The following is a 12,608-nucleotide window of genomic DNA, read 5'->3' on the forward strand; positions in this document are numbered from 1 at the left end:
GTTATGGGTAAGAATGTCGTAGTCCTGGGCACCCAATGGGGTGATGAGGGCAAAGGCAAGATCGTTGATCTGCTGACCGAACATGCTGCCGCCGTAGTGCGCTACCAAGGTGGCCACAACGCTGGCCACACCCTGGTCATCGATGGCGAAAAAACCGTCTTGCACCTGATCCCGTCGGGCGTCCTGCGCGAAGGCGTGCAGTGCCTGATCGGCAATGGCGTGGTGGTTGCACCTGACGCCCTGTTGCGCGAGATCACCAAGCTGGAAGAGAAAGGCGTACCGGTGCGCGAGCGCCTGCGTATCAGCCCGTCCTGCCCGCTGATCCTGTCCTTCCACGTCGCCCTGGACCAGGCCCGTGAAAAGGCCCGTGGCGAGCTGAAGATCGGTACTACCGGTCGCGGCATCGGCCCGGCCTACGAAGACAAGGTTGCACGTCGTGGCCTGCGTGTGGGCGACTTGCTCAACATGCCGCGCTTTGAAGACAAGCTGCGTGAACTGGTGGATTACCACAACTTCATGCTGGTCGGTTACTACAAAGAGCCGGCCATTGAATTCGACAAGACCCTGGCTGAGTGCAAAGAGTACGCTGAGCTGCTCAAGCCGCTGATGCTGGACGTGACGGCCGAGCTGCACGACCTGCGTCGCGCCGGCAAAGACATCATGTTCGAAGGTGCCCAGGGTTCGTTGCTGGACATCGACCACGGTACCTACCCGTACGTGACCAGCTCCAACACCACCGCTGGTGGCGTGGCGACCGGTTCGGGTGTTGGCCCGATGTTCCTGGACTACATCCTGGGCATCACCAAGGCCTACACCACTCGCGTAGGTTCGGGTCCATTCCCGACTGAACTGTTTGACGATGTCGGTGCGCACCTTGCCAAACAGGGTCACGAGTTCGGCGCGACTACCGGTCGTGCTCGTCGTTGTGGCTGGTTCGACGCCGTTATCCTGCGTCGCGCTATCGATGTGAACAGCATCTCGGGCATCTGCCTGACCAAGCTGGATGTGCTCGACGGTCTGGAAACCATCAACATCTGCATCGGCTACAAAGATGCAGACGGTAACGATGTTGCCCCGACTGACGCCGACAGCTACGTGGGCCTGCAGCCGGTGTACGAAGAAGTGCCGGGCTGGACCGAGTCGACCGTGGGTGCCAAGACCCTGGAAGAACTGCCTGCCAATGCCCGTGCCTACATCAAGCGCGTTGAACAGTTGATCGGCGCGCCGATCGACATTATTTCGACGGGCCCGGACCGCAACGAGACCATCGTCCTGCGTCATCCGTTCGCTTAATAAGCTGTTGATGTAAAAAGCAAAGGGCCCCTTCGGGGGCCCTTTGTCGTTTCTGTCTCGGGCACGGCACGACCCTTGCTATGTTTCTCTCTTTCGCGGTGCTATCAATTTAATGGCACCCGTGGTGGAGGGATTCCCGATGTCTGCCGTTCTCTCATTGTTACAAAGCCGGTTGTTGCGACCGGTGTTCGTTACCCTTGGTATCGCTCTTTTGGTGCAAGTGCTGGTGGCGGTCGCCCTGACCCGGAGCACAGTCACGGCCCTGGAAGCCGATTTGGGCAAGCGCCTGGGCGTCGACAGCCAGAAACTGTCGGGCGAATTGACGCAGGCGGGCAAGGAAGTGACGTCCAGCCTGGACAGCTTATCGACCAGCACCAGTGACCGCCTGACGGCCGGGCTTTCTGCGCGTTTGAAGCAAGAGCAGCAGCAACTGCGTGCGACCCTGGAAAAGGACCTGAAAGACTCTGCCAACGACATGGCGCAGTTGCTGGCCTCGGTTGCGCCGCGTGCGATGTGGGACAGTGATGTGCCGGCGCTGTCGGAATTCGCCCGGCGCGCCCAGCGCAATCCCAATGTGTTGTTTGTGGTGTATGACGACGCTACTGGCCAGCATCTGACCCGTTATCTGAACCGGGAGAACCCGATCAACAAGGCGCTGTTGGAGAAAGGCGAGGGTGATCGTGCGTTGGATAAAGTATTGAATGCTGCGAAAAACGACCCTTCGGTGTACTACGTCGAAGCCTCCATCAGCCCCAATGGCGTGGAGATCGGCAAGGTGCTCATGGGGGTTTCCACTGCGGCGGTGGAGGCTGACCTGACGGCGCTGGACCAGCGCTTTGCTGCGCTGATCGCCAGCGGCGGTCAATTGGTGGGGGATAGCCTCAAGGGCGCAGCGGCCGACAGTGCGGCAGCCATGGGCGCCCGCCTGCAGTCGGCGCAAGCCACGGCCACGCAAATGACGGCCAACACCTCGGGTGCGGTACAGGAGGCCGCGCAAGCCTTGCGCTGGCGCATCGGCCTGGGCCTGGCGGTGGTTGGCCTGGGCGTGTTGCTGCTGATTGCCGTGGTGCTTGGGCGGCGTGTGGTCAACCGCTTGAAACTGCTGATTGCGGCCATGGATGATCTGGCGGCGGGTGAGGGCGACTTGACCAAGCGCGTGCAGATCAACAGTCAGGATGAAATCGGCGCCATGGCCTCGGCGGTCAATCGCTTTGTGGATAAGTTGCAGCCCATTGTGCGGGAGGCGGGTGATGTGGCGCAGCGTACCGGTGTGGAAATCGGCGCGATGACTCTGCGCAACGCCGGTGCCGATGCGGCGGCGGGCTTGCAGCGCGATGAAGTGGCCGAAAGCCTGCGGGCCCTGTCGCAAATGGCTGATGAGGCCCAAGCCGAAAGCCATGCCATGCAGGCCGCGTTGCAGCAGGTGGTGGATATTCGCCAGGCCACCGATGAAAATTCGCGGACCTCGGCCGAGGTCGGCAGTTTGATCGAGGCATTGGCGGGCCAGGTGCAGGCCGGCTCCAAGGTGATCGAACGCCTGGCCCAGCAAAGCGAGCAGATCGAGGTGGTGCTGACGGTGATCCACGGCATCGCCGAGCAGACCAACCTGCTGGCCCTGAATGCGGCTATCGAAGCAGCGCGGGCCGGGGAGACCGGGCGTGGTTTTGCGGTGGTGGCGGACGAAGTGCGCGCGCTGGCCAGTAAAACCCAAAGCTCCACGGGCGATATCCAGGCGCATATCGTGGCGCTGCAACAAGGCGCGCGCGAGGCGGTGGAAACCATCGGCAAGGCCGGACGCCAGGCCAGTGAGGGGCTGCTGGTACTGCGCGACAGCGTGCGCTTGCAGCAAACGGTGCAGGCCTCGGTTGAGCAGGTGCATGCGGCGATTGGCCTGGCGACTCGGGCTGCCGAGCATCAGGCCCAGGGCGCGCATGCGGTGCGTGGTCGGGTCGAAGTGATCCACGCCCAGGCCGAGCGTGCGGCGCAGGCGGTGGTGGAGACCACCGCCAGTGGCAAGGTGCTGGATGGGTTGGCGGCGCAGTTGAAGGCCAGCCTGGGGCAGTTTCGGGCCTGAGGTTGGCTGCTCGGGCCTCATCGCGGGCAAGCCCGCTCCCACAGGTAATCGCGTTCCAATGTGGGAGCGGGCTTGCCCGCGATTGCGGGCTCAGCGGCTCAGATACATCCGCGTCGTGAGCAGATAGACGGGCAACCCCGACACCACAATCAACAACGCCGCATAAGGCGCCGCCGCCGCAAACTCCACATTCGAGGTATGCGCCCACACGGCAGTGGCCAAGGTATTCAGCCCGGTCGGGCTAAGCAGCAGGGTCGCGGTCAATTCCTTCATCGCATCAAGGAACACCAGCGCAAACGCGGCCCCCAATGCCGGAAAGATAATCGGCAGGGTCACCCTGCAAAATGCGCTGAATGACGATGCACCCAGCGTGCGGGCCGCTTCCTCCAGTTGGGGCGCCGCCTTGTTCAGCGCGGTCCGGATCGGCGCCTGGGCCAGCGGCAAGAACAGCAATGCATACGCGATCAACAGCAGTGCCGAGGTCTGATACAGCGCCGGCACGTAATGCAGGGCGAAATACACCAGGGTCAAGGCAATCACCAGGCCGGGCAGGGCGTGCAGCAGGTAGGGCAGGCGTTCGGCCCACAGCGCCAGTTGGCCTTTGTAGCGCACCACCAGCAAGCCGACTGGCACCGCCAGCGCCAGGCAAAGTGCGGCGCCGCCCAGGGACAAGGCCAGGGACGACAGCAACGCCTCACTGATTTGCGCGACCGGGAAGGCGGCCGAAGAACCGACGGCCAGCCAGTAACCGAGCATCCCCAGTGGAATGCCGCTGCCAATGATCGCCAGCATCAAGCAATAAAGCTGACCCAGTGGCGCCCATTTACCCAGTCGAACCTGCTCGGCATGCCGCGCCGCGCCTTGCCCGGTGCGCACATGGCGGCCCTTGCCGCGCACGCGCAATTCCAGCCAGAGCAGGGTCAGGCACATCATCAGCAATACCGCAGACAGCATCGCCGCGTTGGCATTGCTGAACTCCAGTTCGAACTGCTGGTAGATCGCCGTGGTGAAGGTTTGCAGGCCGATGATCGACAGGGCGCCGAATTCCACCAGCATATGCAAGGCAATCAGCAGGGCGCCGGCCAGCAGCGACGGCCACAACAGCGGCAAAGTAATGCGAAAGAACACGCCCCAGCGATTGAGCCCCAGGGTGCGGGCCGACTCTTCCAGGGACGGATCGAGGTTGCGTAGGGTGGCCGCTACCGGCAAAAACACCAGAGGGTACTTGGACAGGGTCATCACCAGGATCGCCCCGCCAAGGCCTTCGAACTGGGCGCTCAGCGACACCCAGGTAAAGCTGCTGACAAACGCCGGCACGGCAAACGGCAGGCACAGAATCACGCCCCAGATGCGCCGGCCCGGGAGGTTACTGCGCTCCAGCAGCCAGGCCAGGGACAGGCCGATCACGGCGCAGGCCACGGTCACGCCGATCATCAGTGCCAAAGTATTGCGCAGCAACCCGAACACATACGGTCGCCACAGCAGATGCACTGCCTCGGCCCAGCCGGCTTGCCAGGCCTTGAGGCCTACATACACCAACGGCAGCAGGCTCAGGCCGACCAACAGCAAGACCGGCAGCAGCAACCAGATCGAGGGGCGCTTGCGCCGTGGGCTAAAACCCCCGCGCAAGGCGGGGGTCGGTAGCGATGGGTTCATCAGTTCAGGCCAACCTCACGTTCCAGCTCCAGGGCTTCTTCGGCATTGCCCAGGTCGGCGGGAGTGATTTTCGGCGGTTGCAGTTCGCTAAATGGCTTGAGGCCGCGATTGGATTCCATGCCTTTGCGCAGCGGGTATTCGGCGGACGTGTTGGTAATCACGCGCTGGCCTTCTTCGCTGGCCATGAACGCCAGCAACTGCTGCGCTTCCTTGGGGTGCTTGCTGGATTTCAGCGCTGCTGCTGCGGATACGGTAATCAGGCCGCCGGCATCGCCATCGGTGAAGTAGTGCAGTTGCGAATCCAGGTTGGTCTTTTCCTTTTTCAGGGCAAACCAGTAGTAGTTGTTCACCAGCACCGTGGCCACTTCGCCGTTTTCCACGGCTTTGAGGGCGACCATATTGTTGCTGTAGACCTTGCCGAACGCGCGCAGGCCGGTGAGCCATTCTTCGGCGGCGTCGCGCCCGTGCATCTTGAGGATCGCGACGGCTTGTTCCTGGAAGGCGCCGCTGGTGGGGACGAAGCCAACCTTGCCTTGCCACTCGGGGCCGGCAAAATCCAGCACCGACTTGGGCAGTTCGTCTTCCTTGATCAGTTTCGGGTTGAAGGCCACGACCCGGGTGCGTGCGGTCACGCCCATCCAGGCGCCGTCGGCGGCCACGTATTCCTTGGGTAATACATCTAGCGTGCTGGCATCGATGGTCGCCAGCAGGCCTTGTTCGCCGAGTTTGTTCAGCGGCGGGGACTCTTCGGTGTAGATCACGTCGGCAGGGGAGCGATCACCCTCTTCAACGACCTGGCTGGCTAGCTGGTTGCTGCTGCCCTTGCGCACATTCACATGGATGCCAGTCTTGGCCTCGAAGGCCTTGGCGAGTTCATCGCCGACTTCCTTGTGCTGGCCGTTGTATAGGGTCAGTTCAACCTTGTCGGCGGAATAGGCGGTGGGCGAGAGTAGGGTCAGGCCGAGCAGAGTGATGGTCAGGCCACGCAGAAGGGATGTCTTGAGACGGGTATCGCGGATCATCATCCGGGGTGTTCCTCACTTGTATGCAACAAATTCTTACAAGGATAAACGATAAACCTTCTCAAGTCCGGGCATGGCTGGAATTGCTGGCAGAGTTTTTAAACCCCAGAAACGAAAAAACCCGCTTTCGCGGGTTTGATCTGAATTTGGTGCCCAGGAGAAGACTCGAACTTCCACGACCTTGCGATCACCAGCACCTGAAGCTGGCGTGTCTACCAATTTCACCACCTGGGCATTATCAAACAACGTTGCCGCTGTTGATGGGGCGAACTATACGGCGGGCTTTTTGATCTGTAAACCCCTGATTTGATTTTATAAATCAAATTTTCAGTTAAAAATCAAAGGCCTGTAACGCAAAAACCCGCTTTCGCGGGTTTTTGTGAAACTCAAGGCTTACCTTGGGTTTTGAATTGGTGCCCAGAAGAAGACTCGAACTTCCACGACCTTGCGGTCACCAGCACCTGAAGCTGGCGTGTCTACCAATTTCACCATCTGGGCAGTATCTTCAACGTTGCCGTCGTCGATGGCGCGCACTATACGGAGTGACTTTTGCGCTGTAAACCCCCGTCATCAAAAAAGCCTGGAAAATTTCGCGGGCGGTCGCGCAAGGTGGCTTACTGGGGCTATAAAACGCATTTCCCGGCTAGTTATTGCTGGAAATTTCCCGTTTCAATACGCGTATGCCAAACTAACCCACATATAGACAAGGTGAAAACTCTCTAATGGCCGATTGGCAGTCCCTCGATCCCGAGGCCGCTCGTGAAGCGGAAAAATATGAAAACCCTATTCCTAGCCGCGAACTGATCCTGGCGCATCTCGCCGATCGGGGTTCGCCTGCTAGCCGCGAGCAGCTGGTTGAAGAATTCGGTCTGACCACCGAAGACCAGGTCGAAGCGCTGCGCCGCCGCCTGCGCGCCATGGAGCGCGATGCACAGTTGATCTACACCCGTCGTGGCACCTACGCTCCGGTGGACAAGCTCGACCTGATCCTTGGCCGCATTGCCGGTCACCGTGATGGCTTCGGCTTCCTGATCCCTGACGATGGCAGCGATGACCTGTTCATGAGCCCGGCGCAAATGCGCCTGGTATTCGATGGCGACCGTGCCCTGGCGCGCGTGTCCGGCCTGGACCGTCGTGGTCGCCGTGAAGGCGTGATCGTCGAAGTGGTGTCCCGTGCCCACGAGTCCATCGTCGGTCGTTACTTCGAAGAAGGCGGCATCGGCTTCGTGATTCCGGACAACCCGAAGGTCCAGCAGGAAGTGCTGGTAACCCCGGGCCGCAATGGCGCCGCCAAGGTCGGTCAGTTTGTCGAGGTGAAAATCACCCACTGGCCAACCCCGCGCTTCCAGCCACAGGGCGATATCGTCGAAGTGGTCGGCAACTACATGGCGCCGGGCATGGAAATCGATGTTGCGCTGCGCACCTACGATATCCCGCACGTATGGCCTGAGGCCGTGCTCAAGGAAGCCGCCAAGCTCAAGCCGGAAGTCGAAGAAAAAGACAAAGAGAAGCGCATCGACCTGCGCCATCTGCCGTTCGTCACCATTGACGGTGAAGATGCCCGCGACTTCGACGATGCGGTCTACTGCGAAGCCAAGCCCGGCAAACTGCGTCTGTTCTCCGGCGGCTGGAAGTTGTTCGTTGCGATTGCCGACGTATCCAGCTACGTGAAGATCGGTTCGGCCCTGGATAACGAAGCCCAGGTGCGCGGCAACTCCGTGTACTTCCCTGAGCGCGTGATCCCGATGCTGCCGGAGCAGCTGTCCAACGGCCTGTGCTCCCTGAACCCGAAAGTCGACCGTTTGGCCATGGTGTGCGAGATGACCATCTCGAAAACCGGCGAAATGACCGACTATCAGTTCTACGAAGCGGTGATCCATTCCCAGGCGCGCCTGACCTACAACAAGGTCAGCACCATCCTGGAAACGCCGAAGACCAGCGAAGCCAAGGCTTTGCGCAGCCAGTATGCAGACGTAGTCCCGCATCTCAAGCAGCTGTACTCGCTGTACAAGGTGTTGCTGGGCGCACGTCATGTGCGTGGCGCGATCGATTTTGAAACCCAGGAAACCCGGATCATCTTCGGTTCCGAGCGCAAAATCGCCGAGATCACGCCGACCACCCGTAATGACGCGCACAAGCTGATCGAGGAATGCATGCTGGCGGCCAACGTGGCCACCGCTGAGTTCCTGAAAAAGCACGAGATTCCTGCGCTGTATCGGGTCCACGATGGTCCGCCGCCGGAGCGCCTGGAAAAACTGCGCGCCTTCCTCGGCGAGCTTGGCCTGTCGCTGCACAAAGGCAAGGACGGCCCATCGCCGAAGGATTACCAGGCTCTGCTGGCCAGCATCAAGGATCGTCCGGATTTCCACTTGATCCAGACCGTGATGCTGCGTTCCCTCAGCCAGGCAGTGTACAGCGCCGACAATCAGGGCCACTTCGGCCTGAATTACGAGGCGTACACGCACTTCACCTCGCCGATCCGTCGCTACCCGGACCTGCTCACGCACCGCGCAATTCGCAGTGTGATCCATTCCAAGCAGAACACCCCGCACGTCAAGCGCGCCGGTGCCATGACCATTCCCAAGGCACGGATCTATCCGTACGACGAAGCGGCCCTGGAACAGTTGGGCGAGCAGTGCTCCATGAGCGAGCGCCGTGCCGACGAAGCCACTCGCGATGTGGTGAACTGGCTCAAGTGCGAGTTCATGAAAGACCGCGTAGGCGAGTCGTTCCCGGGTGTGATCACCGCCGTGACCGGCTTTGGCCTGTTCGTCGAGCTGACCGACATCTACGTCGAAGGCCTGGTGCACGTCACCGCCTTGCCGGGTGACTACTACCACTTCGACCCTGTGCATCACCGCCTGGCGGGCGAGCGCACCGGTCGCAGCTTCCGTTTGGGCGATACCGTCGAAGTGCGGGTCATGCGCGTCGATCTCGACGAACGCAAGATCGACTTCGAGATGGCTGAAAAAACCATCGACGCTCCGATTGGCCGCAAGAAGCGTGGTGCTGAAACTGCAGCGCCGGCGAAAAAAGGCGCTCCGGCGAAAGCTGCCGCTGCAGCTGAGCCAGCCGCCAAGCCTGCTCGTCGCTCGTCGACCAAGGAAAAGGTCAGCGATGCTTACCGTCCTAGCGATGCCGCGGCGAAAAACGCCGAGCTGCGCAAGAGTCGTGAATTGAAGCAGCAGTTGCTCAACGAAGCCAAAAGCGGTGGTAAAGCGGCGTCTGGGGGAAAGTCCCAGGGCGCCGACAAACCGTCGAGCAAACCGAGTAAGCACCGTAAAGGCCCGCCTAAGGCGGGTTCGGCCCCTGCGAAAAGCGGCGGGTCGCGCAAACCTAAGGCCAAGTCATGAGTCTGGAAAAAATCTACGGCGTGCACGCCGTAGAAGCGTTGTTGCGTCACCATCCCAAGCGCGTCAAGCAAGTGTGGCTGGCCGAAGGTCGTAGCGAGCCACGCGTGCAAGCGCTGGTCGAGCTGGCCAACCAGAACAAGGTTGCCATCGGCCAGGCCGAGCGTCGTGAAATGGACGTCTGGGTCGAAGGCGTGCACCAGGGCGTGGTCGCGGACGTGAGTCCGAGCCAGGTCTGGGGCGAGGCAATGCTCGACGAGCTGCTCGATCGCACCGAAGGCGCGCCGCTGTTGCTGGTGCTTGATGGCGTGACCGATCCGCACAACCTCGGCGCCTGCCTGCGTTCGGCGGACGCTGCCGGCGCGCTGGCGGTGATCGTGCCTAAAGACAAGTCGGCCACCTTGACGCCGGTTGTGCGTAAAGTTGCCTGCGGCGCGGCGGAAGTGATTCCGCTGGTGGCCGTGACCAACCTGGCGCGCACCCTGGAAAAACTCCAGCAGCGCGGCTTGTGGGTCGTGGGTACGGCGGGGGAGGCCGAGGTCAGTATCTATGACCAGGACCTTACTGGCCCGACCATCTTGATCATGGGGGCAGAAGGCAAGGGTATGCGTCGCCTGACCCGTGAGCATTGCGATTACCTGGTGCACTTGCCGATGGCCGGTAGCGTCAGCAGCCTCAACGTTTCAGTCGCAACGGGCGTCTGCCTGTTCGAAGCCCAGCGCCAGCGCGGCGCCAAGGCCAAGACCAAGAAGTAATCAGGCCTGGTACAGGCCAAATGTGTGCTGGCTTGTGTAGGAGCTGGCTTGCCTGCGATGCAGGCACCTCGGTACATCAGTAGGTGATGCGATCGCAGGCAAGCCAGCTCCCACACAAGCCAGTTCCCACATCGCTTTGTGGGGGGGCATGAGATTGTTCAAATAATCACCAATTGCCTTGCACCCTTTCTTCCCCTTCTCTACAATTGCGCCCCTTGCCTTCCCGGCGGGCACGCATGTGCCTCCCAGCGGCAAGATTCCTAAGTGTCATTCACTCCTTGTCTGACCGTTTTTGAGCGGCAGGCTACAACCCGTAAGGAGCATTCATGCGTCATTACGAAATCATCTTTTTGGTCCACCCGGATCAAAGCGAGCAAGTCGGCGGCATGGTTGAGCGTTACACCAAGCTGATCGAAGAAGACGGCGGCAAAATCCACCGTCTGGAAGATTGGGGCCGTCGTCAACTGGCCTACGCAATCAACAATGTTCACAAGGCTCACTACGTGATGCTGAACGTTGAGTGCACTGGCAAGGCCCTGGCCGAGCTGGAAGACAACTTCCGCTACAACGATGCAGTGATCCGTAACCTGGTCATCCGTCGCGAAGAAGCCGTTACCGGCCAATCCGAGATGCTCAAGGCTGAAGAAAACCGCAGTGAGCGCCGTGAGCGTCGCGACCGTCCTGAGCACGAAGGCGCTGAAAGCGCTGATAGTGATGACAGCGACAACAGCGATAACGCTGACGAGTAATCCACGGACCTTATTAAGGAGCCTATCAAATGGCACGTTTCTTCCGTCGTCGTAAGTTTTGCCGCTTCACCGCTGAAGAAGTGAAGGAGATCGACTACAAAGATCTCAACACTCTGAAAGCCTACGTATCCGAGACCGGCAAAATTGTTCCAAGCCGTATCACCGGTACCAAAGCTCGTTATCAGCGTCAGCTGGCCACCGCTATCAAGCGCGCCCGCTTCCTGGCCCTGCTGGCCTACACCGACAGCCACGGCCGCTGAGACCGGGCAGTCGACAAGTAGTAAGGGATTGAATGCATGCGCGCCTTAGCTGAGTTCATCATGCGCGGTCGTGTGCAGGCCACTCTGGTAGTGGCTGGATGTGCTGCATTGCCGTTGTTGTATTGGTTGGGTGCTGCCGCAGGAAGCCTTGTGCTGCTGCGGCGCGGTTTGAAGGACGCCTTGGGCGTCCTTGCCCTGGGGTTGCTGCCGGCCTTGATCTGGTGGCTGCAATTCGACGATCCACGGGTACTTCTGGTACTGCTGGGGTCTTCGAGCCTTGCGTTGGTTCTGCGCGCAAGTGAGTCCTGGGTCCGTACGCTGCTGGTCAGCGTGGCATTGGGAGTGGTGTATTCAGTGGTGCTTGGCGCGGCTTTCCGCCCGCAAATCGAGGCGCTGTCGCAGGAGTTGGTAAAAATCCTGCCACTGGCCCTCGGGGATCTCTACCAGCAATTGTCGGTAGATGAGCGAGCGCGCATGGCCACACTGATTGCTCCGGTCCTTACCGGCCTGATAGCGGCACTGTTGCAGATCGTCAGTGTGCTGAGCCTGATTCTTGGGCGCTACTGGCAGGCGTTGTTGTATAACCCGGGTGGTTTTGGTCGCGAGTTTCGCAGTATCAGAATCCCCGCAGGCCCAGCGATGTTGCTGCTGGCGTGCATGCTTGTGGGGCCGAACTTCGGCCCGCAAATGGCCATGTTGACGCCGTTGTGCAGCGTACCGCTGGTGATTGCCGGGCTGGCCCTGATACACGGGCTGGTGGCGCAAAAGCGCCTGGCCAAGTTCTGGCTGGTGGGGTTGTACGTGACGCTGTTGCTGTTTATGCAACTGATCTATCCGTTACTCGTGGTCTTGGCCATTGTCGACGGCCTGATTGATTTTCGCGGTCGTCTGGCGCCGAAAGACGCCGATAACGCGAACGGTGAAGGTTAAAAGTTAGAGGATTTTCACATGCAACTGATCCTTCTGGAAAAAGTCGCCAACCTGGGCAACCTGGGCGACAAAGTAAACGTTAAGGCCGGCTACGGTCGTAACTACCTGCTGCCATACGGCAAAGCCACCGCTGCAACCGCTGCCAACCTGGCCGCGTTTGAAGAGCGTCGCGCTGAGCTGGAAAAAGCCGCAGCAGACAAAAAAGCTTCGGCTGAAACCCGTGCTGCCCAACTGGCCGAGCTGGAAGTGACTATCACTGCCACCGCTGGCGACGAAGGCAAGCTGTTCGGTTCGATCGGTACTCACGACATCGCTGACGCACTGACCGCCTCCGGCGTTGAAGTGCAGAAGAGCGAAGTTCGTCTGCCGAACGGCACCATCCGCAACGTAGGCGAATTCGACGTAGCCGTGCACCTGCACGCTGAAGTTGAAGCCACCGTACGCGTTGTCGTGGTAGCAGCTTAAGAAGCACCTAACTGACTGGCACCTCGCGTGTCAGCCAGTTAACATCGGGCACGA

10 protein-coding genes and 2 tRNA genes are annotated in these 12,608 nt (G+C 60.4%); 8 read left to right on the forward strand and 4 right to left on the reverse strand.

Annotated elements, in window-relative coordinates; all coding sequences use genetic code 11:
- The first annotated feature begins 3 nt into the window (after window positions 1-3).
- Both HKK57_RS11905 and HKK57_RS11910 read left to right on the forward strand, forming a co-directional pair.
- Entirely contained in the window at window positions 4-1,293 is a 1,290-nt protein-coding gene (locus HKK57_RS11905; RefSeq protein WP_029299589.1) for an adenylosuccinate synthase, read from the forward strand.
- Window positions 1,294-1,432: 139 nt separating this feature from the next.
- Window positions 1,433-3,367, forward strand: a complete 1,935-nt coding sequence (locus HKK57_RS11910; protein ID WP_169390205.1) for a methyl-accepting chemotaxis protein — start codon at window positions 1,433-1,435, stop codon at window positions 3,365-3,367.
- A 90-nt stretch (window positions 3,368-3,457) separates the two neighbouring features.
- Here the strand turns inward: HKK57_RS11910 and HKK57_RS11915 are convergent, their stop codons facing one another.
- From HKK57_RS11915 to HKK57_RS11930, 4 genes are all read right to left on the reverse strand, one after another.
- Window positions 3,458-5,023 (reverse strand): ABC transporter permease, encoded by a 1,566-nt coding sequence (locus HKK57_RS11915; protein ID WP_104911466.1) that lies wholly within the window; start codon window positions 5,021-5,023, stop codon window positions 3,458-3,460.
- The gene (locus HKK57_RS11920; RefSeq protein WP_029299595.1) at window positions 5,023-6,048 is read right to left on the reverse strand and encodes an extracellular solute-binding protein; all 1,026 of its coding nucleotides are present in this window, start codon (window positions 6,046-6,048) and stop codon (window positions 5,023-5,025) included. Before HKK57_RS11920 ends, HKK57_RS11915 begins: the two co-directional genes overlap by 1 nt.
- Window positions 6,049-6,192: 144 nt before the next feature.
- A tRNA-Leu gene (locus tag HKK57_RS11925) sits at window positions 6,193-6,279 on the reverse strand.
- A gap of 177 nt (window positions 6,280-6,456) precedes the next feature.
- Window positions 6,457-6,543, reverse strand: a tRNA-Leu gene (locus HKK57_RS11930).
- Window positions 6,544-6,767: 224 nt separating this feature from the next.
- Here HKK57_RS11930 and rnr point away from each other — a divergent pair.
- The 6 genes from rnr to rplI all read left to right on the forward strand — a co-directional run bounded on the left by rnr (window position 6,768) and on the right by rplI (window position 12,554).
- Entirely contained in the window at window positions 6,768-9,398 is a 2,631-nt protein-coding gene (gene rnr, locus HKK57_RS11935) for a ribonuclease R (RefSeq protein WP_029299598.1), read from the forward strand.
- A complete protein-coding gene (gene rlmB / locus HKK57_RS11940) occupies window positions 9,395-10,150 on the forward strand; it encodes a 23S rRNA (guanosine(2251)-2'-O)-methyltransferase RlmB (protein ID WP_032862039.1) in 756 nt (251 codons plus the stop codon). Before rnr ends, rlmB begins: the two co-directional genes overlap by 4 nt.
- 326 nt (window positions 10,151-10,476) lie before the next feature.
- Window positions 10,477-10,899, forward strand: coding sequence for a 30S ribosomal protein S6 (gene rpsF, locus HKK57_RS11945; protein ID WP_003217491.1), 423 nt, complete (start codon window positions 10,477-10,479; stop codon window positions 10,897-10,899).
- A gap of 29 nt (window positions 10,900-10,928) precedes the next feature.
- The gene (gene rpsR, locus HKK57_RS11950; RefSeq protein ID WP_003171373.1) at window positions 10,929-11,159 is read left to right on the forward strand and encodes a 30S ribosomal protein S18; all 231 of its coding nucleotides are present in this window, start codon (window positions 10,929-10,931) and stop codon (window positions 11,157-11,159) included.
- 36 nt (window positions 11,160-11,195) lie between these two features.
- Window positions 11,196-12,089 (forward strand): hypothetical protein, encoded by an 894-nt coding sequence (locus tag HKK57_RS11955; RefSeq protein WP_029299607.1) that lies wholly within the window; start codon window positions 11,196-11,198, stop codon window positions 12,087-12,089.
- 18 nt (window positions 12,090-12,107) lie between these two features.
- Window positions 12,108-12,554 carry a 50S ribosomal protein L9 gene (gene rplI, locus HKK57_RS11960; RefSeq protein ID WP_003171376.1) on the forward strand — a complete coding sequence of 149 codons (447 nt, stop codon included), beginning with the start codon at window positions 12,108-12,110 and terminating at the stop codon, window positions 12,552-12,554.
- Window positions 12,555-12,608: the final 54 nt, after the last annotated feature.

It is taken from the genome of Pseudomonas sp. ADAK21, assembly GCF_012935735.1.
Classification (GTDB): Bacteria; Pseudomonadota; Gammaproteobacteria; order Pseudomonadales; family Pseudomonadaceae; genus Aquipseudomonas; species Aquipseudomonas proteolytica.

Bases quoted from the DNA above. Each gene is read 5' to 3' on its own strand.
- HKK57_RS11905 (WP_029299589.1), top strand. From the start codon at position 4: ATGGGTAAGAATGTCGTAGTCCTGGGCACCCAATGGGGTGATGAGGGC.
- HKK57_RS11910 (WP_169390205.1), top strand. From the start codon at position 1,433: ATGTCTGCCGTTCTCTCATTGTTACAAAGCCGGTTGTTGCGACCGGTG.
- HKK57_RS11915 (WP_104911466.1), bottom strand. From the start codon at position 5,023: ATGAACCCATCGCTACCGACCCCCGCCTTGCGCGGGGGTTTTAGCCCA.
- HKK57_RS11920 (WP_029299595.1), bottom strand. From the start codon at position 6,048: ATGATGATCCGCGATACCCGTCTCAAGACATCCCTTCTGCGTGGCCTG.
- rnr (WP_029299598.1), top strand. From the start codon at position 6,768: ATGGCCGATTGGCAGTCCCTCGATCCCGAGGCCGCTCGTGAAGCGGAA.
- rlmB (WP_032862039.1), top strand. From the start codon at position 9,395: ATGAGTCTGGAAAAAATCTACGGCGTGCACGCCGTAGAAGCGTTGTTG.
- rpsF (WP_003217491.1), top strand. From the start codon at position 10,477: ATGCGTCATTACGAAATCATCTTTTTGGTCCACCCGGATCAAAGCGAG.
- rpsR (WP_003171373.1), top strand. From the start codon at position 10,929: ATGGCACGTTTCTTCCGTCGTCGTAAGTTTTGCCGCTTCACCGCTGAA.
- HKK57_RS11955 (WP_029299607.1), top strand. From the start codon at position 11,196: ATGCGCGCCTTAGCTGAGTTCATCATGCGCGGTCGTGTGCAGGCCACT.
- rplI (WP_003171376.1), top strand. From the start codon at position 12,108: ATGCAACTGATCCTTCTGGAAAAAGTCGCCAACCTGGGCAACCTGGGC.